25 protein-coding genes, 1 other RNA gene and 3 pseudogenes are annotated in these 24,746 nt (G+C 62.5%); 13 read left to right on the top strand and 16 right to left on the bottom strand.

The window, feature by feature from the left end:
* Positions 1–4: 4 nt before the first annotated feature.
* The 10 genes and pseudogenes from R1T40_RS08310 to R1T40_RS08265 all read right to left on the bottom strand — a co-directional run bounded on the left by R1T40_RS08310 (position 5) and on the right by R1T40_RS08265 (position 10,981).
* Complete coding sequence (locus R1T40_RS08310) at positions 5–961, bottom strand: ABC transporter permease (protein WP_317386565.1); 957 nt, start codon at positions 959–961, stop codon at positions 5–7.
* A gap of 1 nt (position 962) precedes the next feature.
* Positions 963–2,547 (bottom strand): annotated as a pseudogene (locus R1T40_RS08305) (ABC transporter substrate-binding protein).
* A gap of 192 nt (positions 2,548–2,739) precedes the next feature.
* On the bottom strand, positions 2,740–3,210 hold the full coding sequence (gene dtd, locus R1T40_RS08300) for a D-aminoacyl-tRNA deacylase (protein WP_106162887.1): 471 nt from the start codon (positions 3,208–3,210) through the stop codon (positions 2,740–2,742).
* A gap of 21 nt (positions 3,211–3,231) precedes the next feature.
* Complete coding sequence (locus R1T40_RS08295; protein WP_317386564.1) at positions 3,232–3,912, bottom strand: nitroreductase; 681 nt, start codon at positions 3,910–3,912, stop codon at positions 3,232–3,234.
* A 70-nt stretch (positions 3,913–3,982) separates the two neighbouring features.
* Entirely contained in the window at positions 3,983–5,086 is a 1,104-nt protein-coding gene (locus tag R1T40_RS08290) for a TFIIB-type zinc finger domain-containing protein (protein ID WP_317386962.1), read from the bottom strand.
* A 113-nt stretch (positions 5,087–5,199) separates the two neighbouring features.
* The gene (locus R1T40_RS08285; RefSeq protein WP_317386563.1) at positions 5,200–6,384 is read right to left on the bottom strand and encodes an SPFH domain-containing protein; all 1,185 of its coding nucleotides are present in this window, start codon (positions 6,382–6,384) and stop codon (positions 5,200–5,202) included.
* Positions 6,385–6,537: 153 nt separating this feature from the next.
* Entirely contained in the window at positions 6,538–7,488 is a 951-nt protein-coding gene (locus R1T40_RS08280; RefSeq protein ID WP_317386562.1) for a DUF2927 domain-containing protein, read from the bottom strand.
* A gap of 10 nt (positions 7,489–7,498) precedes the next feature.
* Complete coding sequence (locus tag R1T40_RS08275) at positions 7,499–8,689, bottom strand: toxic anion resistance protein (RefSeq protein ID WP_106162882.1); 1,191 nt, start codon at positions 8,687–8,689, stop codon at positions 7,499–7,501.
* 21 nt (positions 8,690–8,710) lie between these two features.
* Entirely contained in the window at positions 8,711–9,625 is a 915-nt protein-coding gene (locus R1T40_RS08270; protein ID WP_317386561.1) for a 5-bromo-4-chloroindolyl phosphate hydrolysis family protein, read from the bottom strand.
* Between the two features lie 165 nt (positions 9,626–9,790).
* Complete coding sequence (locus R1T40_RS08265; RefSeq protein ID WP_317386560.1) at positions 9,791–10,981, bottom strand: pseudouridine synthase; 1,191 nt, start codon at positions 10,979–10,981, stop codon at positions 9,791–9,793.
* A 101-nt stretch (positions 10,982–11,082) separates the two neighbouring features.
* Between R1T40_RS08265 and R1T40_RS08260 the strand changes: the two genes are divergently transcribed.
* From R1T40_RS08260 to R1T40_RS08240, 5 genes are all read left to right on the top strand, one after another.
* On the top strand, positions 11,083–11,535 hold the full coding sequence (locus R1T40_RS08260; RefSeq protein WP_317386559.1) for a nucleoside deaminase: 453 nt from the start codon (positions 11,083–11,085) through the stop codon (positions 11,533–11,535).
* The gene (locus tag R1T40_RS08255) at positions 11,532–12,356 is read left to right on the top strand and encodes an aminoglycoside phosphotransferase family protein (RefSeq protein WP_317386558.1); all 825 of its coding nucleotides are present in this window, start codon (positions 11,532–11,534) and stop codon (positions 12,354–12,356) included. Before R1T40_RS08260 ends, R1T40_RS08255 begins: the two co-directional genes overlap by 4 nt.
* An 81-nt stretch (positions 12,357–12,437) precedes the next feature.
* Positions 12,438–13,010: a TetR/AcrR family transcriptional regulator gene (locus R1T40_RS08250; RefSeq protein ID WP_317386557.1), complete on the top strand. Its 573-nt coding sequence runs from the start codon at positions 12,438–12,440 to the stop codon at positions 13,008–13,010.
* A gap of 28 nt (positions 13,011–13,038) precedes the next feature.
* Positions 13,039–13,332 carry a YciI family protein gene (locus R1T40_RS08245; protein WP_317386556.1) on the top strand — a complete coding sequence of 98 codons (294 nt, stop codon included), beginning with the start codon at positions 13,039–13,041 and terminating at the stop codon, positions 13,330–13,332.
* A complete protein-coding gene (locus tag R1T40_RS08240; protein WP_317386555.1) occupies positions 13,329–13,931 on the top strand; it encodes a DNA-3-methyladenine glycosylase I in 603 nt (200 codons plus the stop codon). The genes R1T40_RS08245 and R1T40_RS08240 overlap by 4 nt, the downstream gene beginning before the upstream one ends.
* Positions 13,932–14,139: 208 nt before the next feature.
* On the opposite strand, the pseudogene R1T40_RS08235 reads toward R1T40_RS08240, so the two are convergent.
* Positions 14,140–15,310 (bottom strand): annotated as a pseudogene (locus tag R1T40_RS08235) (M24 family metallopeptidase).
* Positions 15,310–16,002, bottom strand: coding sequence for a metal-dependent hydrolase (locus R1T40_RS08230; protein WP_106162873.1), 693 nt, complete (start codon positions 16,000–16,002; stop codon positions 15,310–15,312). Before R1T40_RS08230 ends, R1T40_RS08235 begins: the two are co-directional and overlap by 1 nt.
* Before the next feature lie 320 nt (positions 16,003–16,322).
* Here R1T40_RS08230 and gatC point away from each other — a divergent pair, with 320 nt between their 5' ends.
* The 7 genes from gatC to R1T40_RS08195 all read left to right on the top strand — a co-directional run bounded on the left by gatC (position 16,323) and on the right by R1T40_RS08195 (position 20,800).
* The gene (gene gatC / locus R1T40_RS08225; protein WP_106162872.1) at positions 16,323–16,610 is read left to right on the top strand and encodes an Asp-tRNA(Asn)/Glu-tRNA(Gln) amidotransferase subunit GatC; all 288 of its coding nucleotides are present in this window, start codon (positions 16,323–16,325) and stop codon (positions 16,608–16,610) included.
* A gap of 3 nt (positions 16,611–16,613) precedes the next feature.
* Positions 16,614–18,101: an Asp-tRNA(Asn)/Glu-tRNA(Gln) amidotransferase subunit GatA gene (gene gatA, locus R1T40_RS08220; protein ID WP_317386554.1), complete on the top strand. Its 1,488-nt coding sequence runs from the start codon at positions 16,614–16,616 to the stop codon at positions 18,099–18,101.
* Positions 18,102–18,141: 40 nt separating this feature from the next.
* A complete protein-coding gene (locus tag R1T40_RS08215) occupies positions 18,142–18,903 on the top strand; it encodes a hypothetical protein (protein WP_317386553.1) in 762 nt (253 codons plus the stop codon).
* Positions 18,904–18,915: 12 nt separating this feature from the next.
* Positions 18,916–19,575, top strand: a complete 660-nt coding sequence (locus tag R1T40_RS08210; protein WP_317386552.1) for an N-acetylmuramoyl-L-alanine amidase — start codon at positions 18,916–18,918, stop codon at positions 19,573–19,575.
* 113 nt (positions 19,576–19,688) lie between these two features.
* An RNA gene (gene rnpB, locus R1T40_RS08205) (RNase P RNA component class A) lies at positions 19,689–20,119 on the top strand.
* Between the two features lie 158 nt (positions 20,120–20,277).
* On the top strand, positions 20,278–20,445 hold the full coding sequence (gene rpmG / locus R1T40_RS08200; protein WP_050927593.1) for a 50S ribosomal protein L33: 168 nt from the start codon (positions 20,278–20,280) through the stop codon (positions 20,443–20,445).
* A gap of 229 nt (positions 20,446–20,674) precedes the next feature.
* On the top strand, positions 20,675–20,800 hold the full coding sequence (locus R1T40_RS08195; RefSeq protein WP_317386551.1) for a hypothetical protein: 126 nt from the start codon (positions 20,675–20,677) through the stop codon (positions 20,798–20,800).
* 87 nt (positions 20,801–20,887) lie between these two features.
* Here R1T40_RS08195 and R1T40_RS08190 read toward each other — a convergent pair whose 3' ends face one another.
* The 3 genes from R1T40_RS08190 to R1T40_RS08180 all read right to left on the bottom strand — a co-directional run bounded on the left by R1T40_RS08190 (position 20,888) and on the right by R1T40_RS08180 (position 22,725).
* A complete protein-coding gene (locus R1T40_RS08190; RefSeq protein ID WP_317386550.1) occupies positions 20,888–21,367 on the bottom strand; it encodes a GNAT family N-acetyltransferase in 480 nt (159 codons plus the stop codon).
* Positions 21,368–21,502: 135 nt separating this feature from the next.
* On the bottom strand, positions 21,503–22,282 hold the full coding sequence (locus R1T40_RS08185; protein ID WP_317386549.1) for a Bax inhibitor-1/YccA family protein: 780 nt from the start codon (positions 22,280–22,282) through the stop codon (positions 21,503–21,505).
* 230 nt (positions 22,283–22,512) lie between these two features.
* Positions 22,513–22,725 (bottom strand): DUF1127 domain-containing protein, encoded by a 213-nt coding sequence (locus tag R1T40_RS08180; protein ID WP_317386548.1) that lies wholly within the window; start codon positions 22,723–22,725, stop codon positions 22,513–22,515.
* Positions 22,726–22,850: 125 nt separating this feature from the next.
* Between R1T40_RS08180 and R1T40_RS08175 the strand changes: the two are divergent.
* Positions 22,851–23,769: pseudogene (locus R1T40_RS08175) on the top strand (LysR family transcriptional regulator).
* On the opposite strand, the gene R1T40_RS08170 reads toward R1T40_RS08175, so the two are convergent.
* A complete protein-coding gene (locus R1T40_RS08170; protein WP_317386547.1) occupies positions 23,738–24,712 on the bottom strand; it encodes an NADPH:quinone oxidoreductase family protein in 975 nt (324 codons plus the stop codon). The pseudogene R1T40_RS08175 and the gene R1T40_RS08170 sit on opposite strands and share 32 nt — an antisense overlap.
* Positions 24,713–24,746: the final 34 nt, after the last annotated feature.

Raw genomic sequence — 24,746 nt, 5'->3', positions numbered from 1 at the left:
GTCCTTACTTCGGGTGCCGCAGGCGCGGGTTCGACAGGATCGAGACGATATCGGCAACCATGTTGAGCCCGATGTAGACGGCGGCAAAGATCAGACCACAGGCCTGCACCACCGGCACGTCGCGTTTCGACACGTGATCGACCAGATATTGCCCCATGCCCGGGTAGACGAAGACCACTTCGATCACCACGACGCCGACAACCAGATAGGCGAGGTTCAGCATCACCACATTCACGATCGGAGCGATCGAGTTGGGGAACGCGTGACGCCAGATCACCTTGAAGGTCGAAAGCCCTTTCAGTTCAGCGGTCTCAATATAGGCGGACTGCATCACGTTCAGGATCGCCGCACGGGTCATGCGCATCATGTGGGCAAGCACCACAAGCGTCAGCACCGCAACGGGCAGGGCGATGGAATTGAGCTTCTGCCACAGGCTCATGCTGTCGTTGATCATGGCGACAGAGGGAAACCAGCGCAGTTTCACGGCGACCAGATACATCAGGACGTAGCCGATCAGGAATTCAGGGATGGAGATCGACGCCAGCGTGACGCCGGAGATCAGCTTGTCCGGCCAGCGGTCCTTGTAGCGCACCGACAGAAGGCCGAGAAAAATCGCCAGCGGTACGGCGATCAGCGCGGCCCAGAAGGCGAGGAACAGCGTGTTCGACAGGCGTGATCCGATGGCGGATGTGATGTCCTGCCCAGAGGTCAGAGCAGTGCCAAGGTCTCCCTGCAGGGCGCCAAAAAACCATTGGAAGTAGCGGGTGACAGGCGGATCGTTCAGGCCCAATTCAGCGCGCAAATTCTCCAGCGCCTCGGGCGTTGCGGACTGTCCGAGGATGGACTGGGCGACATCGCCTGGAAGGATCATGGTGCCGGCAAAGATCAGCACGGAGATCATCAACAGGAGAATGAGACTCAGCGCAATGCGCTGAGTCAGTAGTTTTAGGACAGGGTGCATATCAGGCTTTGACCCACATTTTCAGCGGGGCATATGCGTTCATCAGGGCGTGGCCTTTCACGCCGTCAACCCAGCCGTCTACCTTGTCGGATGTGGCATCGACGAAGTCGTTGAACATCGGGCAGATCAAGCCGCCTTCGTTGCGCACCATGTCGGACATGTCCGCATACATCTGCGTCCGCTTGGCATTGTCCAGCTCGCCGCGCGCGGCGATCAGCATCTGGTCGAACTGCTCGTTGTTGAAACGGGTGTCGTTCCAGTCTGCCGTGGACAGATAGGCGGTGGTGAACATCTGGTCCTGAGTTCGGACGGCCACCCCAGTAGGAGGTGCAGAAGGGCTGCTTGTTCCAGACTTCGGACCAGTAGCCATCATTCGGCTCGCGCTTGATTTCAAGCTCGATACCGGCTGCCGCCAGCGATTGCTGGAACAGAGCCGCCGCATCCGGCGCACCCGGGAAGGAGTTGTCGGAGGTCCGCAGAAGAATGGAGCCGTCATAGCCCGACTTCTTCATGTGGAACTTCGCCTTGTCCGGGTCATATGTGCGCTGCTCGGCCGCGGTGAACAGCGGGTAGGAGGCGTTGATGGGGCTGTCGTTGCCGACGGAGCCAAAGCCGTTGAGGATCTTGTCGACCAGTTCCTCACGGTTGATGCCGTATTTCAGCGCCATCCGAACGTCGTTGTTGGCAAAGGGATCCGTGTCGCAATGAGCGATGAACACATAGTGGCCCGGACCTGCGGTGGAATGCACGGTGATGTTGGGCGCGCGGTCCACCAGTTTGGCGGTGCGGGGCGGCACACGGTCGATCATATCCACCTGACCGGCCTGCAGCGCGGCGACGCGCGCGGTGTTGTCGTTGATGACCACGTATTCGATGGTTTCCGCGTTGCCCAGATCGCCCCAGTAGTTGGGGTTTTTCTCGGCCACGAAACGCACGCCCATGTCGACGGCCTTCATCACGTAGGCGCCGGTGCCGATCGCTGCGGCTGGGTCGTCCTTGCCGCCATTGGGCTGGATCACAAGGTGGTAGTCGGTCAGCAGATAGGGCAGGTCGGCGTTCGGGCTGTCGAGTTCGAACACCACGTTGTCGCCGTCAGCCGATACTTTGGTGATCGACCGCATGATGCCAAGCGCGCCGGATTTTGTGTCTTCGCCGGAGTGGCGCTCCATGGTGGCAACCACGTCTTCTGCGGTCACGGCTTTGCCATTGGAGAAGGTGATGCCGGAGCGGATCTTGAAGGTCCAGGTCTTGGCGTCGGCAGATGCTTCGAAACTCTCTGCAACCATTCCGTCCAGACCGCCGTCTTCGGCCAGTTCGACCAACGGCTCGCCCCAGAGGCGGATCACCGAAAGCGCAACCTGATTGGTGGCCAGCGCCGGATCCATACTGTCGGTGGTGGAGCCACCCTGCAGGCCGACACGCAGCGTGCCACCGGCCTGAGGACCGGCCGCCTTTGCAGCGGATGCCAGCAGCGTGTTTGCACCCAATGCGGTGACACCCAGCGCCGCGGCGCGGCCGAGGAATTCGCGTCGGCCCATACGGCCCAGAGCGGCTTCCTGTGCGAGGTGTTTGAGATAATCGTTCATGCGTTGTCTCCCTATCGAGGTTACGAGTAGGCCCCGGTTTTTTCTTGAATGGTGGTACAAGATTTGCCGATTTGGCACACTGGGGCAAGGAATAATGCCAGAAAATTGCGTCGGACTTGCTGGGAGTGCCGGGATAACCGGCCCTTGAGAGCTCCCATCATGGCCTGCAAATGCTCTGGCTGAGCGGGGGTGTTACCCCGGTCTTGCGGACTTGTTAGGACGATCATCGGTGTCCAGCCAGACTGTAACAGGACCGTCGTTTACAAGTGAAACTTTCATGTCAGCTCCAAATGCACCGGTCGCAACGGGCAGGCCCGTAGCCCGCATTTTGTCGCAAAAACAATGATAAAGCTCTTCTCCTTTTGCTGGTGGCGCGGCTTTGGAAAAACCGGGCCTTGTGCCGCTGCGGGTGTCTGCGGCCAGCGTGAACTGGCTGACGACCAGCACTGAGCCACCGACATCCGCAACCGAGCGGTTCATCTTGCCCGCGTCATCGCGAAAGATGCGCAGGCGTGAAATCTTGTGCACCAAATGTTCGGCCTCGGCCTCGCTATCGCCCTGCATCGCGCAGATCAGGACCAGTATTCCGGGGCCGATCTCGCCGATGGTGGCAGAGTCGACGGTGACGCTTGCCGCGCTCACACGTTGCAACAGGGCGCGCATGGCTGTCCTTCCTGCGGCGGTTCAGGCGCCGCGCCAATCGGTGAAGTCTTCGATTGCGGCCCGAGTGGTGCGAAACCCGTTGGCGGGATGGTCCGGATCCTCGTAGCCGAAGCTGATCGCACAGAGGATCAGCCGATCCTCCGGTATATCATAGAGCTGGCGCAGCAGCGGCGCATGGGACGCGACGGCGGCTTGCGGGATCGTTGCGACCCCCAGTGCCTGCGCCGCAAGGGTAAAAGCGGCGACAAAACCGCCGCAATCCATTGCGCCATAGGAGCCCAGTTCAGCCGGGCTCGACAGGATCGCGCAATGGGGGGCACCAAAGAGGGAGAAGTTCTCCATCATCTGTCGCGCGGCCCCCTCCCGGTCGCCCTTTTGCACGCCGACCGCCTCATAAAGCGCCCAGCCGCAGGCGCGTCTGCGGGCCTGATAGGCGCCGGAATACCGCGTGGGAAAGGCAAGGTCAGGTTCATGGTCACCGGCAGTGGCAGCCTCGGTCAGAGCCGTGCGCAGCCGGTCGGTCTCCGCGCCGCTGGTAATCGTGAGCCCCCAGGGTTGAGCGTTGCACCAGGAAGGCACTTTGCAAGCGGCGTCCAAGATCTGGGTGATCACCGCGCGGGGGACTGGATCGGGCCTGAACCCGCGGCAGCTATGCCGCGTGCTTAGCAGCTGGTCTAACTCGCTCAAAGCGCTGTTGGACAATGTATCGTCTCCCCGGAATTTGGCGCGAACATGCAGGGGGAGTCGCGAAAAGGCAAGCAGGTGTCGGAATTTAACTCTGTGACGCGAGGTAGGCCACGCCAGCCGCCACGATCAAACCCAGCACAACGGCGCCTGCGATCTTCCATGCGGAATAGGGGCGTTCGCCCTGCACCCGGCCCGACTGCCCGTTCACCACAAAGCGATAGCTTTGACCGCGGTATTTATAGGCTGCCATCCAGACCGGCAGCAGCACATGTTTGAACGTCACCGCGCTCACATCGGTATCGACCGAGCTGATGCGCTGGCGGTCGCCGCCGATATCGAACTTGATGTCGCGTTCGATCACCCGGTCCATTTTCCGGCTGGCATCGGCAAAGCCGGGCTCAAGGTCGATGGTATAGGCCTCAGCCCGGAACCCGGCCAAATATTTGGGCTGATAGGGGGCAAGCTGCGACAGATCCCAAGGCTCCAGCCCTTCGGTATATTTGCGCGGCAGGCTTTTGGAGGCGAGCACCAATACGTCGTCAAAGAACCGCTGCACGCGCCCACGGACATTGGACCAGCGCACGCGAATTTCGGTGCGCACCTGCGGTTTGCCGTCGACCATGACGGTGCGGCTGACGGTATATTCCGTGCCGCGCTGGCCGGTGTATTGGCTGTGGGTCTGGGCGTCATAGGTCCAGTAGGGGACGTAGATCCCATCCATCTTGCGCCCTTTACGGGCATATTCCTTGAGGCCATTTGGCGCAAACCACAGCCCGCCCAGCCAGTCTTCCATCGCCGTGTGCGCGGCGCGTTCGTCGAACTGAAAGGGCAGGACACCCTTGGGTTTGATGTGACGGTTCTCGCCGGTGTCCGCCACCACGGGAGTGGCGCAGAAGGGGCATTCCAGCGCATGCACCGAGGGGTCAAACTCCACCTGCGCGGCACAATTGGGGCAGGAGGAAACGCGGGTCACTTCCATCTCGGCGGCAGGAAGCTGTTCGCGCAACGCAGATAGGAAATCTAGCTCCTTCAGGGCGCTGCCGCCCCATGGGCTCTCTGTCAGGTCTTTCTGGTGGCCACAGTGATCACAGATCAACGCGCCTTCTGCTGGCGCAAAGCGATAATCGGCACCGCATTGTTCACAAGGAAAGCGGTGCGTTTCCTCTGCTTCCTGGGGGGCTGTGTCCATTGCGGGCGGGGGCGGCGGTGTCTGGGTCACGGCGATGGGGCTCTTTGAACACGGTCAGGGCAAAAATGGCCGGGCACCAAAGCGCCCGGCCAGAATAGGGATCGGCGAGTGGGTCAGCTGCCAGCAGGCGGCGGAGGCGGCGGGGGCAGGATGGTGAAGAGCTGCGCCAGCTCAGTCACGTCGCCTGCGCGCATCCAACCGTCTTGTCCCGGGGTCCAGACATGGGTGTCACGTGTCAGCTGGCCTTCCTGCGCCATGCGCCCCATGCGCGCCTTGGAGAATGGCCCGGAGGTTTTGCCATTTTCAGCAGTATGCCAGACATGCTCCACCGGCGGGGGCGGCGGGGCCATCGGGGCGGCCTGCGCTGGCGCCTGCGAGGCAGCGGGTGCGGGCCGTGTGCCCCAGGGGCCGGTGGTCTGACCCGCTGCTGCCGGGGACTGCGCCTGGTGCAAGGTCTGACCCATCTGCTGTGCCATCGCCATGCCCATTCCCATGCCAAGGCCCGCGCCCATACCGCTGTTGGGGGTCTTGGCGGCGGCTTCCATGGCTTCGGCGGCCTTGAACTGCGTATAGCGGCCCAGGTCGCCGATGATGCCCATCTGGGTGCGCTTGTCCATCGCCTGCTCCACCGCCGGCGGCAGCGAGATATTTTCCACATAAAGCTCCGGGATGGCGAGGCCGTATTCCGCCACGACGGGGCCAATCTCGGCCGCCACCAGCTTGCCCAGGTCGGCGGTGTTGGCCGCCATGTCCAGCACCGGGATGCCCGATCCTGCAATGGCGCGCGAGAACTCCTGCACGATGATATTGCGGATCTGATAGGAGATCTCGTCCATGGTGAACTGACCATCGGTGCCGACGATCTCGGTCAGGAAACGCGCCGGATCAACCACCCGCACCGAGTAGCTGCCAAAGGCGCGCAGGCGGACCGGGCCAAACTCCGGGTCGCGGCACATGATCGGGTTCTTGGTGCCCCATTTGAGGTCATTGAACCGCGTTGTCGCGACAAAGTAGATCTCGGATTTGAACGGCGACTGAAAGCCGTGGTCCCAGTGCTGCAGCGTCGTCATCACCGGCATATTGTTGGTCTCAAGCATGTAAAGACCGGGCGTGAACACATCCGCCAGCTGGCCTTCATGCACAAAGACCGCCGCCTGACCCTCGCGCACCGTCAGCTTGGCGCCGTATTTGATCGCATGGCCTTCGCGTTCAAACCGCATGACCATGGTGTCGCGGGTGTCATCGGTCCAATGGATGACGTCGATGAATTCGCCTTTGAGAAAATCGAAAATGCCCACGCTGTGTCCTCCCACGGCTGTTTCCCAAGATGTAGCAACCCCGTTGCCTCGAAACCAGAGGGCAGGGCGTGGAACTTGCGATTCTGCCGGAGACATGGCGCTTTTCCCCGCAACCGTATGGTGTACTTGCCGAGGGGGTGCAGGGATGGCGTCCTATAGAGACAGGTCGCCCATGATCTCTTGGGCGATACGCGCGACGGTCGGTCGGGCTTCATCCGCGCTCATGGCCACGCGCAGACGGGAATCATACAGGATCTGCAGCAGTTTCTCGTCGTGGCTGGTCAGGCGGGCGAATTCGTCATCATCGTTGAAGATGGAGGGCCGCGCCCTGGGGCTGTCGTTGCGCAGGCCAAGGCCTTGCGCGATTTCTTCGTGAATGCAACTGTCGCGCATCAGCTCAGATTGCTCGGCCCGGATCAGCGCAACCCCGCGGGAGTAATTCAGCGGGTCGCGCTGCGGGCCGCCTGCAAAGACCAGGCAGTAGAACTTGCGCGGCGGGGTCGCAAACAGGGCGACGTCACTGGCCGAAAGATTGGGCAGGAGCTGTCGTACCTTGCTTTCAACATAGTCAGCGTCATCAATGCCTGCAAAGATCACGGTGAAATTGCCGCTGGCGCCGACCGTGACGGGATGCCCGGTTATGCGCGCGAGACGGGCGGCATATGCAGCAAGTGTGGCGCGATCCCGTTTGGCCTGCGCCGCGGACACCGAGGGGCCAAAGACCGGCACCAGACGCACCGGTTGCTCCCAACGCCCCAGGCCCCCGGCACCGCCATCAGAGGCCGTGGCGTATTCATCGTAAAACGCAAGGGTTTCAAAGTTTTCCGCCAGGTCCTCGGCGTCATACGGCGTTTCCGGCCCGCCGCCATCTGTGCGCAATAACCCGCGGGTCAGCAGATCCTGTTCAAGATCAGCGTAGTACTTCGTCAGGGCCTGTGCCTCGACCGACGGGGTGTAGATCGGTTTTTCCGGCCGTGGCGTTGGGCGCGGCGTGTCCTTGGGGCCGGGCGCAAGCGCCAGACACCCGCTGAGCACGACAGACGCGCCCAGCGACAGAACCGCGCCAAGGCGGCGGTTCCGGGTCTTTTTGTGTCGAGGCGTCACGCGCCCATGCTCACTTTGGCACGGCGGTGCCGGCATTGTCGCCGACACCATCCTTGCGCGCCTTGGCGGAGGCCAGCGTGTCGCGCAGTTCGGTTTCCATCTTCTTCAGCTCGGTCTCTGCCTCGGCGCGCTTGCGCTTGCCCTCGTCGGCGATCTGAAGGCTTTCCTCGATGGTGCCGATCAAATCCGCATTGGCCTGTTTTACGGCCTCGATGTCAAACACGCCGCGTTCCATTTCCTGCCGGATCACCTTGTTGCTTTCGCGCAGGTTGGAGGCATTGGCAGTCAGCAGCTCGTTGGTCAGGTTGTTGGCGTCGCGCACCGCATGCGCCGCCTCGGCGGAGCGCTGGATGGTGACCGCCTGCGCCAGCTGGGTTTCCCACAGCGGCACGGTATTCACGAGGGTGGAATTGATCTTGGTCACCAGCGACTTGTCGTTTTCCTGCACCAGGCGGATCGAGGGCAGCGACTGCATGGTGACCTGACGGGTCAGCTTGAGGTCATGCACCCGGCGCTCCAGATCGTCGCGGGCCGCACGCAGATCGCGCAGCTCCTGCGCCTTGATGACCTTGTCGTCTTCTGGCGCCGCCTCGACGGCAGCCTCCTTTTCGGGAATGTCTGTGGCGTCTAGCTCTGCCAGCTTTGCCTCACCGGCGGCAATATAAAGCGCCAGCTCGTCGTAGAAGTTCAGCGTCTTCTCATAGAGCACATCAAGGGATTTGATGTCCTTCAGCAGCGTGTGCTCATGGCCCAGGAGATTGTCGGTGATCCGGTCGATCTGGCCCTGAATGGTCTCGTATTTGGCGGTGAACTTGGCAAAGGGTGCGGCCCGGCCCAGCAGCCGTTCCCAGAAGGTGGGCTTGCGGCGCACATCCAGTTCGGAGACCGAAAACCCCCGGATGGTGGTGACGATATCGCGCAGGGAATCGCCGGCGGGGCCGACATCCTTGTTGCGTACATCCGTCAGCATCGCTTGGCTGATCTGCTGCAATTCGCCCTGTGCGGCAGAGCCGAAGGAGATGATCGAATTGGTGTCACCCATGTCGATCTCGCCGATGCGGCGACGGATCGCGGTGGTGGTCTCCGGGTCTGCGGCCTCCAGCGTGGCCAGCTCGCCCTTGGGCTCAGCCAGGGCAACCTCGGTCACTTCCTTCACCAATGTTTCGGCTTCGACGGCTTTTTTCTGAATGGTCTCGGACATGGGCCAGGCCTTTCTGTCAGGTTAAGAGGGGCGGTCCATCTGGACGCCTTCGCGCTCCAGCCGGGCGCGCAATACATCAATTTCAATCGTCAGGTCGCCACGGTCCTCCAGCAGGAGTTTTTCGGTCCGGGCGGCAAAATTCTGTTCCAGATCGTCAAGCAGCGCCAGATAGTCGGCGCGGGCCTGTGCGTCGCCACTGCGCGCAAAGATATCGGCAAACTTGATGGACGCGTCGCGGGCCCCCATGAGGTAGACGGTCAGATACTTGCGCGCGGCGGTCAGATCGCGCGGGTCTTCCTCCACCGTGCGGCAGAGGTCACGGGCCACCGCCTGAAACTGGTCCACGCGCAGCTCGACCTGACGATCCTTGGCACGCAGAACGGCATCCTTCATCGCGGCCAGATGGGTTTCGGCCTCATCCACCACGCGGGCCACGCGGGAACTTTGGAATTCGTCCACCCCCGCGACGCCCTTGTCGCTGAGCGGGTCAACACCGAAGGCGGCGAAATGCAGCCCGCTACAGGCCAGCCCATAGAGCGCAGCTGTGATCACGCCAGGCTCGCTGGCCCAGGCACCGACCGCGCCGCCGAGACCACATAGAAGCGCGGCGAGGATTTTGCGGGGAAGGGCGGGGCGACGCGCCACCTTGCGCGCAGCATAGGCGGCTTCGGCCTTCAGCCCTTCGCGCAGCATCACAGCGGAGCCGACCCAGAGACCTGCGCCGATCAGTCCGATCACCAGGGCCGAGGCACCGGCGCCAAGGGAGAACAGCATCAGAACAGCAGCAGGTACGAACATCAGGTTGGCGCGCAGGCCCACGGGGTTCACCTGTGCGTTTGCCATCATCCGGGAGGAGCTTGAGGTGCTACCGTCCGGACGGCTGCCGGAGGGGTCGTTGCCCGAGGGGCTGAATTTGCCACCAAAACGCTGTGCCATGTGTCTAGACCCCAACGATCCAGCCGGTCCCGATGCCCAGCATCAGGATCAGCAACGCGACATAGGCGATGGATTTCACCGTTTTGGCCCCCAGACTTTCCTCAACGCATTGAAACCTAGGAGATCTCAGGCCCGCGTACTAGGGGGAAGTCCGCTCAAGGGCGCTCAACCTTGCGGTTTTTTGCCAAAACGCCCTGATTTGCCACTTGGTTTGCCGCTGGGTCTACCGCCTGTGGCGGGGCCGGACTTTCCGGGACGTGTGGCGCTGCTGGAGGTTTTGCTGCCAAAGGTCTTGCCACGGCCCATGCTCGCGCCGCCATCCTTGCCACCGCCGCCCTTGCCCGTGGGCTTGCCTGCCGGGGCCTTGCCCGCTGGGCGACCCTCAGACCTGCCACCGGGCTGGTCAGGGCGACCCTGCGGTTTGCCGGGGGCATTGCGTGGCCCGCGCGAGGGGCGCTGCGGTTTCTTTTTCGCTTCGCCATCCCCTTCGGGCGCTGGCAGGCCAAGCTGGTCACGGACAACCCGCGACCGCAGCTCTTCGACTTCGCCTTCTTTCAGCGTGCCAAGTTGGAAAGGACCGTAGGACACACGCAAAAGCCGGTTGACCGGATATCCCACCTCATCCATCGCACGACGGATTTCGCGGTTCTTGCCCTCGCGCAGACCGATCGTGAGCCAGGCATTGGCGCCCTGCTGGCGATCAAGGGTCACGGTCATCGGCTGGAACCGTTCGCCGTCGATCACCACGCCCTTGCGCAGGATCTCGAACTCATGGTCCTGAGGGCGGCCATTGATGCGCACCCGGTAGCGGCGCAGCCAGCCGGTGGAGGGCAGCTCCAGCTGGCGTTTGACGCCGCCGTCGTTTGTCAGCAGCAACAGCCCCTCGGAATTGATGTCGAGCCGTCCGACGGTCATCACCCGGGGCAGATCCTCGGGCAGTTCGTCGAAGATCGTGCGACGGCCCTTTTCGTCCGAGTTGCTGGTCACCAGCCCGGTGGGTTTGTAATAGAGCCACAGGCGCGGGGCCTCGGCCTCGGGCAGGGGCTTGCCATCCACGACGATACGGTCGTTGTCGGTCACATTCAGCGCCGGGCTGTCGATCACTTTGCCGTTCACCGCCACGCGGCCCTCGGCGATCATCCGCTCTGCCTCGCGACGGGAGGCAACGCCAGCACGGGACAGCACCTTGGCGATACGGCCGCCTTCGGACGCGGGTTGTGCGCTGGCCGACGCATCACCCTGCGGGCCTTGCGGCGCGCGCGGCTTTGCCGACGGTTTGGCCTTTGGCCGGGAGCCGGGCGCGGCACCGGTGGCTGCGCGATGCTTGGAAGGGGCGGATGGGGTTTTCTTGCTCATGGCGCTGCCATAGCCTATTCGCGAGACCTGCGAAAGCACCCATTGCAGGGTAAGGCTGCCCCGGATCTCGGCGGCATCGGCGACAAAGGAGCACCACAGGGATGGAGTTTCGATCCTTCATGGCAGAAGCGCTGATTGAGGCGCGCGCCGCCGCCGCGCGCGGCGAGGTGCCGGTGGGCGCGGTGCTGGTAGGCCCCTCGGGCGAGGTGGTCGCGCGGGCTGGCAATCGCACACGGGAACTCAACGACCCCACTGCCCATGCAGAGGTTCTGGTGATCCGCGCGGGGTGTGCGGCATTGGGGAGTGAGCGGCTCCTGGGGCACGATCTCTACGTGACGCTGGAGCCTTGTGCGATGTGCGCGGCTGCCATCGCCGCCGCCCGTGTGGCGCGCGTCTATTACGGCGCGTCCGACCCGAAATCCGGCGGTGTGGCCCATGGCGCTTGCGTGTTCGACCATCCGCAGGCCCATCACGCGCCGGAGGTCTATGACGGCTTTTCCGCGACACAATCTGAGGCGCTGTTGCGGGACTTCTTCGCGAAACGGCGCGGATGAGCCTGCCACCGACAGACCTGTTGCAGCGCTTTGGCGTGAGCGCGCCCGAGCTGGTTGCAGAGACCGCGCGTGCGAAGGTCTGGCGCGTACGCCGGGGGTCGGGCGCATGGGCGGCGCTGAAGTACTATCCCGCCGGTCATATGGGGAATGAGGCAAGCGGCCTTGACTATCTCGAACGCTGCGAGGGCGCGGTAGCCGTGCGGGTTTTCGAGCGCAGTGCAGATGCGGTTCTGATGGAGTGGCTTGAGGGGCCATCATTGGGGGATCTGGCGCGTGCGAAGGGGGCAGAGGCGGCGGATCATGGGGTGACTGACGTGGCCGCTCGATTGTGTGCCACCCGCATCTCAGGCGCCGGATTGCTGCCAGTATCAACGGTCATGTCGCCCCTGCGCGACGCCAGTTTCACCTCGCCCGAAGCGCAAGACGCGCAGGGGGTTGCGCGGGCCTGTCTGGATCAGTTGCAATGCGGTGTGGGGGTGGACGTCGCCCTGCACGGCGATCTGCACCACGACAACATCATCCAAACGGCTCAGGGCTTGCGGGCCTTTGACGCCAAGGGGTTGGTGGGGCCGCGCGCCTATGAGTTGGCCAATGCGTTTCGTCATCCGCGTGGATGTCGCGCCCATGCCGCAGACCCGCAGGTGATCCGGCGTCGCGCGATGATGTGGGGGCGTGTGGCGGGCTGCACTGCGCGGGAGCAACTCCATTGGGCAATTGCGAAGCTGCTATTGTCGATGCTCTGGTCCGGGCAAGAAGCCCTGGATGACCGTATGCTCTTGCGGCACATGCTCCGCGTTGCGAAATCGGGCTTGCAGATCTAGGTCAAGTGACCTAAATATGAGTTAGGGCAATTGACCTAATCGTCAAACCTGCTCGGGTTTCACACGTGGATGGAGAGACCAATGACCCGCACGAGAGATCGAATTGTCAGTCAGGCGGATGTGCTGTTTTACGAGCGCGGGTTTGAGGCCACGTCCTTGGCCGATATTGCCGGAGGGCTGGGCCTGTCGCGCGGGAATTTCTACTATCATTTCAAGACCAAGGATGAGATTTTGAATGCGGTCATAGACCTGCGCTTGTCTCGCACGGCGGCGATGTTGACGGCGTGGGAAGCAGAGAGCGACACGCCGCTTGCGCGCATCACCTGTTTCATCCGCATCCTGATCCGCAATCGCGCCAAGATCATGTCCTGGGGCTGCCCGGTGGGCACATTGGTCAGCGAGTTGTCAAAGCTCGAACATGCCGCACAAGGTCGCGCGGCGGAGCTGTTCACCCTCTTCATCGACTGGCTCGCAACGCAATTTCGCAGCGCTGGTATTGAGCAAGATGCGAAGGCACTGGCCACCCATCTGATGGGGCGCAGTCAGGGCGTTGCGGCGCTGGCGCAGGCCTTTGGTGACGAGGCGCTGATCGAGGCAGAGGTTGCGCAGATGACAGATTGGGTCGAGCAGCAAATTGCGACGCAGGCCCCGTAGTCCATTCAAAACAGGAGAGAGGGTCGCGATGTTTGTGATCTATTTGAAATTCACTGCAGAAAAGGCGCACGCCGCGCAGGTCATGGAGGCGCATAAGGCGTGGCTGGCGCAGGGGTTTTCCGACGGCGTTTTCCTCGTGGCCGGGTCACTGGAAGAGGGGCAGGGCGGGGCGATCCTTGCATCGGGAGAGGACCGTAGAGCGTTAGAGGCCCGGGTCGCCGCAGACCCCTTTGTGGTTGAAGGAGTTGTCGTGGCGGAGATTACCGGGTTCACGCCCGCCCGCACCGATGCGCGGCTTCAATTCCTGAAGGTGGCCGCATGAGCCGGATTGTCACCGGCGCGGACGGACGTGACCGCTGCGCATGGTCGGCCTCCGCGCCGGAGTTCGACGCCTATCACGATTCGGAGTGGGGTTTTCCGGTGGGCGAGGATCGGCGGCTGTTTGAAAAGATCTGTCTGGAAAGTTTCCAGTCCGGCCTGAGCTGGCGCACCATCCTGTCAAAGCGCGAGAACTTTCGCGTGGCCTTTGATGGCTTCGATTATCACGCGATGGCGGGCTACGGGCCGGAGAGGGTTGCGGCCTTGTTGCAGGACGCAGGTATCATCCGTCATCGCGGGAAGATCGAAGCGGTCATCAACAACGCCGCACTGGCAATCGAGATTGAAGCGCGCGAAGGCTCTCTGGCTGCGTTTTTCTGGCGCTATGAGGTCAAGACACCGCCAGAGCCGCAGACGGTCTCTACCTGTCCCGAGTTGGTGGCGTTGTCGAAGGAATTGAAAAAGCGTGGCTGGAAATTCGTCGGACCGACCACCTGCTTTGCCTTCATGCAGGCGATGGGGTTGGTCAATGACCATGCCGAAGGCTGTTTTTGCCGCCCGTTGGCGGCTCAGGCGCGTCGAGCGTTCACAGTCCCGGTCTGACTTTCGGAGCTGTCCCGACTGACTTTTGATTTGATGGCAGATGTCTTGTCTGAGCTGTTTCGCTTTGGGCTGTGCCCAAAGCGATCGGCGCCGCGCGCCCGAAGGGCGCGCGGCGCTCGGCCCAACGGAAGGTGTGGTTTTTAATAAACCATGCCGACGGGCGGGAGCTCCCCCGCCCGGCAGTGTGGTACGCGATTGACCTGCGGTGTTACTTCACCACGATTTCGCGCGGCACATCCACCAGCGGCTCGCCGCCGTTGGGAGTCACAACAAAGGTCTCGGTGATCGCCATGCCCCAATCCGGTGTCCACAGGCCCGGCATCAGGTGGAAGGTCATGTTCTCCTCCAGCTTGGTGGTATCACCGGGGCGCAGCGACATGGTGCGCTCGCCCCAGTCCGGCGGGTAGCTGAGACCCACCGGGTAGCCGGTGCGGTTGCCCTTGATATAGCCCGCGCGGCCAAAGCTCTCGTAGACGCAGGCGGCGACTTCCTCGCAGGTCACACCCGGCTTGGCGACGGCGAAGGTGTCCTCGATCGCCTGCAGGATTGCCTTTTCACCACGGCGGATGTCCTCGGGCGGGCTGCCGAGGAACAGCGTGCGGCTGATCGGGCAGTGGTAGCGGCGCACACAGCCGGAGATCTCGAAATACGTCGCCTCGCCGGGGGCCAAGGGGCGGTCGTTCCACGTGATGTGGGAGGCGGAGGCCTCAATCCCCGAGGGCGCAATGGGTGAAATCGCCGGATAGTCCCCGGCCAGGAGCGGCAGGCCTTCGATGCCGGCGGCCTGCACCCGCGCGACCAGCGCGTTCTTTGCGATGCCCTCGTTGAAGGAGGCACGCAGCACCCCGTGCATATGCGCCGAGAGCTTGCCTGCGGCCTCCATCAGCTGCAGCTCCTGCTCGCTCTTGACCGCGCGTTGCCAGTTCACCAGGCCGGTGGCATCGGCCAGGGCGTCGCGACCAAGGGCGGTTTCAAGGATCTCATGGCTGCGGGCGGAGTAATAATAGTTGTCCATCTCCACCCCGATGGCCTCGGTCCAGCCGAAGTCGCGCAGCAGCTCCACCAGCGAGTTCGAACGGATGGTGGTCCGGGTGCTGCACATGCTCTTCGGGCCAGTCGAACAGGTGATCGGCCTCCAGCCAGGTGGTCAGCGCGGCGCCCGGCTTGTCCTGGGTGCGGCCCCACCACATCGGCATGCCGGTCTCATGCAGAATCACCGCCTGCGGAACATAGAAGCTCCAGCCGTCATAGCCGGTGAGCCAGGCCATATTGGAGGGATCGCAGATCACCAGTGTTTTAAAGCCCTGCGCGGCCATGGCGCGGCGGGTCTTTTCCAGTCTGCGGGCGTATTCGGTGGTGGTAAAATCGTTGGCTGGCATTAGAACTCGATTTCTTTCAGAACCTGTGGCTCGATGACGTTGACGCCGGGAAGCCCGTCAATCAAGTCCTGTGCGCTCTGTTCCAGTAATGGAAAAGTGCGATAGTGGCATGGAATGACCGTTTTGAAGGCAAAATAGCGCTTTGCGGCATAGGCGGCGGCCTTCATGTCCATGGTGAAATGACCGCCAGCGGACAGAATGCCGATGTCGGGCCGGTAGTAATCCCCCATCCAGTCCATGTCGGCCATGATGTCGGTATCGCCCGAGACATAGATCATATGCCCCTCGGCCTGGATCATATACCCAACCTCGCTGCCGGCGGTGCGCAGCCCGTCGCGGGTGGAAAACGTGTTGGAATGCGAGGCCGGCACCATGGAGACGCGGGTGTCGCCAACCTCGACCGTGCCGCCCTTGTTAAAGCCGAGGGTCTCTACGCCCTCGGTCTCGCCCCAAAACCCCATCAGGTCGTATTGGCCGATGATCGGCACGGAGAGATGCTTGGCCAGACCGAGCACATCCGCAACATGGTCAAAATGCGCATGGGTCAGCAAGATGTGGGTGGTGCCAGCTGTCGCAGCCTCGTGCTGGTGGTCCTCCAGCATCGGGTTGCCAGTCAGCCAAGGGTCGATGAGGATCGTGGTGTCGCCGGTTTGCAGGCGGAAGCCGCCATGACCAAGCCAGATCAGTTTCATATGCGCTCTCCCTGTGGGTGGTTCATGCAGGATGCCTTTTTTGCGACCCTATCAGGGGTTTCGGAAAAATCCATTGATCTAACGCGCAAGATTGAGTGCCGGTCAAACACGTCCGGTGCAGCAAGATCCTGTGGTTCAGGGCGTGGCGCGCGCGGCGCGGTCTTTACGAGAGGCTTCTCGACTGCGGCGACCCGGACCAAGCCAGCAAGCGCCCTGGCGCAGCACTTCATTTGGCCTTTGGGCGGAGAAATCCCAAGGCAGGCTTGCGGCGCGCAGGCGCGGGCGGTAAATGCGGGGGCAACACGAGATGAGGGTTATTGATGTCGATTGACCAAAGCACAGCCGCGAAGGTGGCCAAACTGGCCCGGATCAAGGTCGAGGAGGACGCTCTGCCCGCGCTGGCAGAGGAGTTCAACACGATCCTCGGATTCATCGAGCAACTGAACGAAGTGGATGTCGAAGGCGTCGAGCCGATGACCTCGGTGACCCCGCAGCGCCTCGCGCGCCGCGTCGACGAGGTTACCGACGGCAACCAGCAGGACAAGGTGCTGGCCAATGCCCCCGATGCCCGCGAAGGCTTTTTCGCCGTGCCCAAGGTTGTGGAGTAAGACATGTCTGACCTGAACAAACTGGGCCTTGCAGAGGCCCGCGATCTGCTGCGCAAGGGCGAGACCACCTCTGTCGAGCTGACTGAGAGCTGCCTCAAGGCCATCGACGCGGCAAATGCCCTCAACGCTTTTGTGCACAAGACGCCTGAGATCGCACTGGAACGCGCCAAGGCGGCGGATGCGCGCATCAAAGAGGGCGACGCGCCCGCGATGTGCGGCCTGCCGATCGGCATCAAGGATCTGTTCTGCACCAAGGGCGTGGACAGCCAGGCGGCTTCGAACATCCTCAAGGGCTTCAAGCCGGAGTATGAATCCACCGTCTCGCAAAAGCTGCAGGACGCCGGATCGGTGATGCTCGGCAAGCTGAACATGGATGAATTTGCCATGGGGTCGTCTAACGAGACCTCCGCCTATGGCAATGCGATCAGCCCTTGGCGGCGCGGCGCGGATGAGACCGCGATCACCCCCGGCGGCTCCTCCGGTGGCTCCGCCTCTGCGGTGGCGGCTGACCTGTGCCTTGCGGCGACCGGCACCGACACGGGCGGTTCGATCCGTCAGCCTGCGGCTTTCACTGGCACCGTCGGCATCAAACCCACTTACGGGCGTTGCTCGCGCTGGGGCATTGTCGCCTTTGCCTCCTCGCTGGATCAGGCCGGCCCGATGACCAAATCGGTGCGCGACGCGGCGATCATGCTGGAGGCCATGTGTGGCCATGACGCGAAGGATTCGACCTCCGCAGACCTCGCGGTGCCGAACTTCGAGGCGATGCTGACTGGCGACATCAAGGGCAAGAAGATCGGCATCCCGCGCGAATACCGCATGGACGGCATGCCTGCCGAAATCGCCAAGCTCTGGGATGATGGCACGGAGATGCTGAAGGCGGCGGGTGCGGAGATCGTCGACATCTCCCTGCCGCATACGAAATACGCGCTGCCGGCTTACTACGTGATTGCCCCGGCAGAGGCGTCGTCGAACCTGGCGCGCTACGACGGGGTTCGCTTCGGCCACCGTGCCAGCCTCGACGTCGGCGACGGCATCACCGAGATGTATGAGAAGACCCGCGCCGAGGGCTTTGGCTCCGAAGTGCAGCGCCGTGTCATGGTCGGCACCTATGTGCTGTCGGCAGGCTTTTACGATGCCTATTACAACCGCGCCCGCAAGGTCCGTACCCTGATCAAGAAAGACTTCGAGGATGTCTTTGCCGCCGGTGTCGACGCGATCCTGACTCCGGCGACCCCCTCCGCGGCCTTTGGCCTGGGCGAGATGAACGACGCCGATCCGGTCAAGATGTACCTGAATGATGTCTTCACCGTCACCGTGAACCTCGCCGGCCTGCCCGGCATCTCGGTGCCGACCGGGCTGGATGCACAGGGACTGCCGTTGGGTCTGCAGCTCATCGGCAAACCTTGGGACGAGGGCGATCTGCTGAACACTGCCTATGCGCTGGAGCAATCGGCGGGCTTTGTGGCCAAACCGGCGCAGTGGTGGTAAGACAAACGGCAAAGCAAAACTGAGCAGACAGGTGAGACCTATGCGAGTTCTGGGAACCATGGTGGCGGTGAGCGTGATTGCGCTCGCAGCCTGCAGCCCGCAAGTGCCCGACAGCGCCGCAGGGATCGGGGATGACACGAGCCCCTTCAATGCGCCGCCCGCGGTCGAGCCGGGGCAGACACTGAACGGCGACCCGCTGGTGTCTCCCACGCGCCTGTCTGACGAGAACGCCTCCAACACCGCCAACTGGCAAGATCCACGCCCCTCTGGCGCCGTCTCTGCGGGCAATGACGACATTGCCCGCGAAGCTGCCGCTGCGATCAGCGCATCCGGTCAGAATTCGGGCCGGGCACCGCTTGAGGCCAGCCCGTCCAACCCGGCGCCTGCACTTGTTGGTAATCCGACGATTTCGGATGAAAACAACTTTGAAGCGGTGGCTTCCCGGCAGACCATCGAAAGCGATGCGGAGCGGCTTGCCCGGCAGCGCGCGCAATATGAAGTTGTCACGCCTACAGCGGTGCCGGACCGTCCACAGGATCTGTCGCCGAACATCGTGCGCTATGCCCTGTCGACCTCGAACCCCCGGGGGCAGCGCATCTACAGCCGCACCGGCCTCAATCTGCAAGCCCGGTCCCAGCGTCATTGCGCCGAATACGCTTCGCCAGATCTGGCGCAAACAGCCTTCCTTGAGCTGGGAGGGCCGAAACGGGACCGCAAGGCATTGGATCCCGATGGCGACGGCTATGCCTGCGGCTGGGATCCGGCCCCCTATCGTGCCGCCGTGCGCGCTCAGAGCCAGTAAGGGCCCTGCTTCTTGACCGGCTGTGCGCCTCTCTGGCACCCGAGCCCCAACTTCGGGCCGCGGCGCAACGGTCTGCGTCCGCAGCTGATCGTATTGCACTACACCGCGATGGCCAGCGCAGAGGCGGCATTGAGCCGACTGTGTGATCCCGCGCATGAGGTCTCGGCGCATTATCTGATTGGCAGTGATGGGACCCTTTGGCAGATGGTGCGTGAAGATATGCGCGCTTGGCATGCCGGGGCTGGCGAGTGGATGGGTCACACAGACATCAATTCGCGCTCGATCGGGATCGAGCTGGACAATCGCGGCGATCACCCGTTCCCAGACCCGCAGATGCAGCGCCTGGAGGCGCTGCTGCCGCGCATCATGACGCGGTGGAGTATCGCGCCAGAGGGGGTGATCGGTCACTCCGACATGGCGCCTGGCCGCAAATGTGATCCGGGGCCGCGCTTCGACTGGCAGCGGCTTGCGACCCTCGGGTTTGCGCGGCCCGCCCGCCGGTCAAATGCCGCCACCGCCGCCACGCCGCAGAGTTTTCGCAAGGCCGCGCGGGCCTGCGGGTTCACCGCCGAGGTTGACGATGCCACGCTTCTTGAAGCCGTTCGTCTGCGCTATCGGCCCTGGGGGGAGGGGCCATTGTGCCCCGACGACCTCACTCCACTCCTGGATTGATTTCACCTTTTCACAAATACGTTGGGGTGAATGCGCATCAGCGCAGAGGGGCAACGCCCCTCACCTCCGTGCCACCTTGACGCACCGCCCACGCAGGCGTAGGCAGACCGCGCGCAGAGAGCCGGATGGCCGCGTTGGGGCGCAAGCCCCCGCGAGGAAAGTCCGGACTCCCTGAGACGACGGTGCCGGGTAACGCCCGGGCAGGGCAACCTGACGGAAAGCGCCACAGAAATGAAACCGCCTCGCCAAACCGGAGGTTCGCCGAAGGGGACGTTGCGGGGTAAGGATGAAACGGTGGGGTAAGAGCCCACCGCGCCGCTGGCAACAGGGGTGGCACGGCAAGCCCCACCGGGAGCAATGCCAAATAGGGCCTCCGCGCGGGCCGGTCGGGGCAACCCGATACCGCCGCTAGGGATGTTTCACCCGAGAGAGGCCGGGTTGGCAGCTACAGGCGTCCGGCAACGGGCGTCGCAGAAGAATGGTCATCGAACCTTGTCCTTCGGGGCAGGGGGAACAAGATCCGGCTTACAGGCTCTCTGCGCAAATCATAGTGGTCGGCCCGCAAGGACCGCCATTTCAACGGGCAGCACATTTATCCCGGCGAATCCTATTGACACTCGCCACGACAAGGGTAAAACCGCACGCTCATATAGGAATTAGACCCGAGAGGCCCCCTGCCTTTTCGGACGCAGGAGAAGCACAATGGCGAAGCCGACCACCATCAAAATCCGCCTGAACTCGACCGCGGGCACGGGCCACTTCTACGTGACCAAGAAGAACGCACGCACCATGACCGAAAAAATGTCCGTACGTAAGTACGACCCGGTCGCGCGCAAGCACGTCGAGTACAAAGAAGGCAAAATCAAGTAAGGCTTTCGGGATCAGACAAGATCTTTTGATTTGAAAAGGGTCACGCATATCGCGTGGCCCTTTTTTCTGTGGACCCTGCAAAAAGGGCCACGCCACGCGTGCTCAGGTCTGTCGTAGTTTTCTAAAATGCGCGACGAGCTGCCATTTGACGCCGCCGCGCTCACACATTCCAACCACATTCTCCCTGCAGAAAAGACCTCTGAGTGGTGTGTTGATCGGGGTGTTTGATATGAAAAAAGTATTGGGACTATCGGCGCTCATTCTTTTGCTTCCTGCGGTGGCCGTGGTGAAAGAGAGGGACGACACCGCCGAGGTGATGGGACCGCCCTCACAGATCGTCGTAGAGCTGCTCTGAGGGCATATCCCGAGCTCTCTGGCCTCTTCTCCACACCGGCGAGCCAGAGGACGTGACAGCACGGCCCGCGCATGTCACGCATCGCTATCAGCCCTCGAGGCGCCATTCCGCAACGGTTGTGACCGGTTGCAGCCCCATGCTCTGCATCAGCCCGGCTGACGCGGTGTTGAACGGCGCATAGGTCACGCCGATCACCGTTGCCCCATCGGCGAGCGCGCGGCGTTTCATCTCCGCCATCAGGGTCTTGCCGACACCGATGCGACGGAACGGTTTTGCGACGGCGATGTGGTGCACCATGGCGCGTCGTTCTGCGGCGCGGACGGGCAGCGCGGCGCGATCCTCAACCTCGTAGATCAGATAGCCCATCACCGCGTTCTGCGGGCTGAGCGCCACCAGAGCGACAGTCTGCGGCTGTGCCAGCCACTCCTGCAGCCAGAGCGTCAGCGCATCGGGTGCGGGGTCTGCGGGATAGCGGGCGGGCTGATGCGCGACATGTATCGCGTGCAAGTCTTGCAGGAGCGGGACAAGGCGCGGGGCCTCATGTGGATCAAGTGGTGAAATCCTCATGTGATAATCCTCATTTCTGATGTCGGTTCAAATGGCTGTCGCAAAATGGGTTTGGCGAACAAAAGGGATAGGCGAACAAAAAAGGGGCGGATCTGAAAGATCCGCCCCGGCTGTCATATGGTATGGGAGAGTGCGTTATTCGCGGTTCCCAAACAGCTGGAGCAAGAACATGAACATGTTGATGAAGTCCAGATAGAGGCTCAGAGCGCCCATGATCGCGGACTTGGCCAGCCACTCCTGGTCACCGGCATGTACCATCTGCAGATAGTCGTTCTTGATACGCTGGGTGTCATAAGCGGTCAGACCGGCAAAGATCAGAACGCCAAGCACCGAAATCGCAAACGCCATGGCCGAGGAGGCCAGGAACATGTTCACGATGGACGCGGCGATCAGGCCGATCACACCCATGATCAGGAAGGAGCCCATGCCGGAGAGGTCTTTCTTCGTGGTGTAACCCACCAGAGACAGACCCGCAAAAGCGACGGAGGTGATCAGGAAGACCTGAGCGATGCTCTCGCCGGTGAAGACCACGAAGATCGAGGAGATCGACAAGCCCATCAGCGCGGCAAATGCGTAGAATACCAGCTGCACGCCGGACGCGGGCAGGCGTTTCGCTGCGGCACCAAAGCCGAAGAAAATAAACGCCAGCGGCGCGAACATGATCACCCACTTCAGCGGCGAAGCGTAGATCGCGTAGCCAAAGTTGGTCAGGTAGTTGTCACCGCTCAGCTGAGCGACCGCGTTGGCCGGATCAGAGGTGACCGCGAGGCCCGCGATCGCCCAAGCGGCGAGGAACGTGATGAGCGTGCCCACGGACATCGTGCTGTAGACTTTGTTCATGTGGGCGCGAAGCCCTGCGTCGATCTCGGCGGTACGTGCGCCGGCAGCAGACCGAATGCTGTCAAACTGTGCCATATGTCATGGTCTCCGTCTAGAATTCTCCCTCAGAGCACATCCGCGACGCGGACCTGCCTGTTGTGCCAAATATTGGCCTTTGGGCCCTCATGTTCAAGGGGTTCCGGACTGCAAACCAACGAAAAGCGACGCGACAAAGACATGTTTTTTAGCGGAACCGGCACGGCAGGTGATGGCAGGCCGGTTCCAATGGTTTTTTCGGCAATATCAGAGAGATCACTGTGGCGACCTCAACCCTGCCAGTGATGGGGCGCATCCCATGGCTTGCGACGGACTTCGGCGTCAACTTCTGACCGGCTGAGGCCGATGTCCTTCAGCTGGGTGTCGGACAGTGACGCCAGGGCGCGGCGCTGCCGACGAAGCGCAACGACAGCGTGAAGGCGCGCAAGCAGTGAGGGGCGGTTGCGGGGGAGTGGGGTGCTTTGGGATATGCTGCAGGTCATGATGGGCTCCATAGTATCGTTTGTGATGAGTGAGCTTTCTTGCATCACTTCTGTTGATATATAGAGGCGAATAAGTGTATTCTCAAAACGAATGATTTTGAAGTAACCCATCAAGAGGTGTGATGATGCGAAATCTGGACATAACCACGCTGCGCTCGTTTGTGGCCGTCGCCGACACGGGCGGCGTGACACGCGCCGCCTCCTTTTTGCATCTGACGCAATCGGCGGTGTCCATGCAGCTCAAGCGGCTGGAAGAGATGCTGGGCGAGGAGTTGCTGGACCGCAGCGGGCGCAGTATCGGCCTGACCGCAGCCGGAGAGCAGCTCTTGGGGTTTGCGCGCAAGATGCTCAGCCTCAATGACGAGATCATTTCCCGCCTGACGGATCAGGCGTTCGAGGGCGAGGTGACGCTTGGGGTGCCGCATGACGTGGTGCATCCGGTGATCCCGATGGTCTTGCAACGCTTTAACGCACAGTTTCCGCGGGTGAAGGTGAACCTTTGCACCTCTCACACCCGGGGCCTGAGGACGGATTTTGACCTCGGGCGGTTCGACCTGATCGTCACGACCGAAAGCGTGGCCGGGGCCGGTGGTGAGACCATCCACCAGATGCCGCTGCGCTGGATCGGGGCCCTCAATGGGCAGACCTGGCGTCAGCGCCCGTTGCGCATTGGGTTTTGCCGCAACTGCATCTTCCGCGGGCTGGCCACCGCGGCGCTCGACGATGCGGGCATCCGTTGGGAAATGGCCGTCGACAGCGAGTTCGGATCGCACGGTGGAGGCCACCATCAGCGCGGATCTGGCGGTGGGCGTGCTGCTGGAAGGCACCCAGCCCGCGCATCAGCAAGCGATCGACCACGGCGGCGCCCTGCCATCGCTGCCGGGGCAGCACATCAACCTCTATGGGGCAGAGCGGGCGCGTGCCCAATACGTTGAGCACCTGGCCGGGTTGATCCGGCAGGGGTTTGCCGGGCTGTCCCAACCCGGCCTGCGTATGGTCGGCACCGAGGTCGTCAGCCCGTCGTCTCAGGTCGGGGTTGCATGATCACCTTGCCCGTGGCTTTGCGGTTGCGGATCAACTCCAGTCCCTGTGCGGTCTCGCTCAGGGGCAGGCGGTGGCTGATGTGCGGGGTGATCCGCCCCTCGGCCAGCCAGCGCATCAGCTTGTCAAAGGTTTCGCGCCCCAGCTCCGGGCGCAGGCTCACCAATCCGCCGAGGTAGAAGCCGATCACGGTGAGGTTCTTGACCAGCAGGTGATTGGCCGGGATCTGCGGCACCTCGCCACCGGCAAAGCCGATCGGCAGCAGCCGCCCGCCTGGATTGGTGGCCCGGAACGCCGCCTTCCAGGTCTCGCCTCCGACGGCATCATAGACCACATCTGCGCCACCCAGCGCCTTCACGCGCAGGCGTAGATCCTCGGAGGCGTCAATAAGGTGATCTGCGCCTGCAGCTTTTGCCACTGCGAGCTTCTCCTCACCGCGTGCCTGCGCGATGACCGTCGCCCCCAGATGTTTCCCGATCTCGACTGCCGTCAACCCGACGCCTCCAGCGGCGCCGGTCACCAGCAGCGTCTCGCCCTTCTGCAGCCGGGCCTGCTGTTCCAGCGCCAGCAGGCTGGTGCCATAGGCGATCAAGGATGCCGCCGCCGCGTCGTAGCCCACCGACGCGGGCAGGGGGACCGCCCGCGCCGCATCGAAGACGCCGAACTCGGCCAGACCACCCTGGCCCCCAAAAACTGCGACCCGATCTCCGATTTGGAATTCCGAAATGTCATCGCCCACTGCGGTGACCCGCCCTGCGCATTCCAGGCCCGGAGTGAAGGGCAGGGGCGGTGTATCCTGATAGCGCCCCTCCACCATCAGAAGATCGGCGAAGTTGAGCGCACATGCATGGATTTCCAAACCGATCTGACCGGGGCCAGGAGCGGGGGTGTCAATTTCCATCAGATTTCCGCAGGACCCCTGTTTTCCTATACGAAAGGATAGCATAGATGTTTTACTCCCTGATTCTTGCGCTAGCGAT

It is taken from the genome of Tritonibacter scottomollicae, from assembly GCF_032924845.1.
In the GTDB taxonomy this organism is placed as follows: domain Bacteria; phylum Pseudomonadota; class Alphaproteobacteria; order Rhodobacterales; family Rhodobacteraceae; genus Epibacterium; species Epibacterium scottomollicae.
Note: the sequence above shows the minus strand (reverse complement) of the source record. Positions and strands in the feature narration are given on the sequence as shown.

Coding starts and splice junctions, on each gene's coding strand:
- R1T40_RS08310 (WP_317386565.1), bottom strand. CDS start 961: ATGCACCCTGTCCTAAAACTACTGACTCAGCGCATTGCGCTGAGTCTC.
- dtd (WP_106162887.1), bottom strand. CDS start 3,210: ATGCGCGCCCTGTTGCAACGTGTGAGCGCGGCAAGCGTCACCGTCGAC.
- R1T40_RS08290 (WP_317386962.1), bottom strand. CDS start 5,086: ATGGACACAGCCCCCCAGGAAGCAGAGGAAACGCACCGCTTTCCTTGT.
- R1T40_RS08275 (WP_106162882.1), bottom strand. CDS start 8,689: ATGTCCGAGACCATTCAGAAAAAAGCCGTCGAAGCCGAAACATTGGTG.
- R1T40_RS08270 (WP_317386561.1), bottom strand. CDS start 9,625: ATGGCACAGCGTTTTGGTGGCAAATTCAGCCCCTCGGGCAACGACCCC.
- R1T40_RS08265 (WP_317386560.1), bottom strand. CDS start 10,981: ATGAGCAAGAAAACCCCATCCGCCCCTTCCAAGCATCGCGCAGCCACC.
- R1T40_RS08260 (WP_317386559.1), top strand. CDS start 11,083: ATGGAGTTTCGATCCTTCATGGCAGAAGCGCTGATTGAGGCGCGCGCC.
- R1T40_RS08255 (WP_317386558.1), top strand. CDS start 11,532: ATGAGCCTGCCACCGACAGACCTGTTGCAGCGCTTTGGCGTGAGCGCG.
- R1T40_RS08250 (WP_317386557.1), top strand. CDS start 12,438: ATGACCCGCACGAGAGATCGAATTGTCAGTCAGGCGGATGTGCTGTTT.
- R1T40_RS08245 (WP_317386556.1), top strand. CDS start 13,039: ATGTTTGTGATCTATTTGAAATTCACTGCAGAAAAGGCGCACGCCGCG.
- R1T40_RS08240 (WP_317386555.1), top strand. CDS start 13,329: ATGAGCCGGATTGTCACCGGCGCGGACGGACGTGACCGCTGCGCATGG.
- R1T40_RS08230 (WP_106162873.1), bottom strand. CDS start 16,002: ATGAAACTGATCTGGCTTGGTCATGGCGGCTTCCGCCTGCAAACCGGC.
- gatC (WP_106162872.1), top strand. CDS start 16,323: ATGTCGATTGACCAAAGCACAGCCGCGAAGGTGGCCAAACTGGCCCGG.
- gatA (WP_317386554.1), top strand. CDS start 16,614: ATGTCTGACCTGAACAAACTGGGCCTTGCAGAGGCCCGCGATCTGCTG.
- R1T40_RS08215 (WP_317386553.1), top strand. CDS start 18,142: ATGCGAGTTCTGGGAACCATGGTGGCGGTGAGCGTGATTGCGCTCGCA.
- rpmG (WP_050927593.1), top strand. CDS start 20,278: ATGGCGAAGCCGACCACCATCAAAATCCGCCTGAACTCGACCGCGGGC.
- R1T40_RS08195 (WP_317386551.1), top strand. CDS start 20,675: ATGAAAAAAGTATTGGGACTATCGGCGCTCATTCTTTTGCTTCCTGCG.
- R1T40_RS08190 (WP_317386550.1), bottom strand. CDS start 21,367: ATGAGGATTTCACCACTTGATCCACATGAGGCCCCGCGCCTTGTCCCG.
- R1T40_RS08185 (WP_317386549.1), bottom strand. CDS start 22,282: ATGGCACAGTTTGACAGCATTCGGTCTGCTGCCGGCGCACGTACCGCC.
- R1T40_RS08180 (WP_317386548.1), bottom strand. CDS start 22,725: ATGACCTGCAGCATATCCCAAAGCACCCCACTCCCCCGCAACCGCCCC.
- R1T40_RS08170 (WP_317386547.1), bottom strand. CDS start 24,712: ATGCTATCCTTTCGTATAGGAAAACAGGGGTCCTGCGGAAATCTGATG.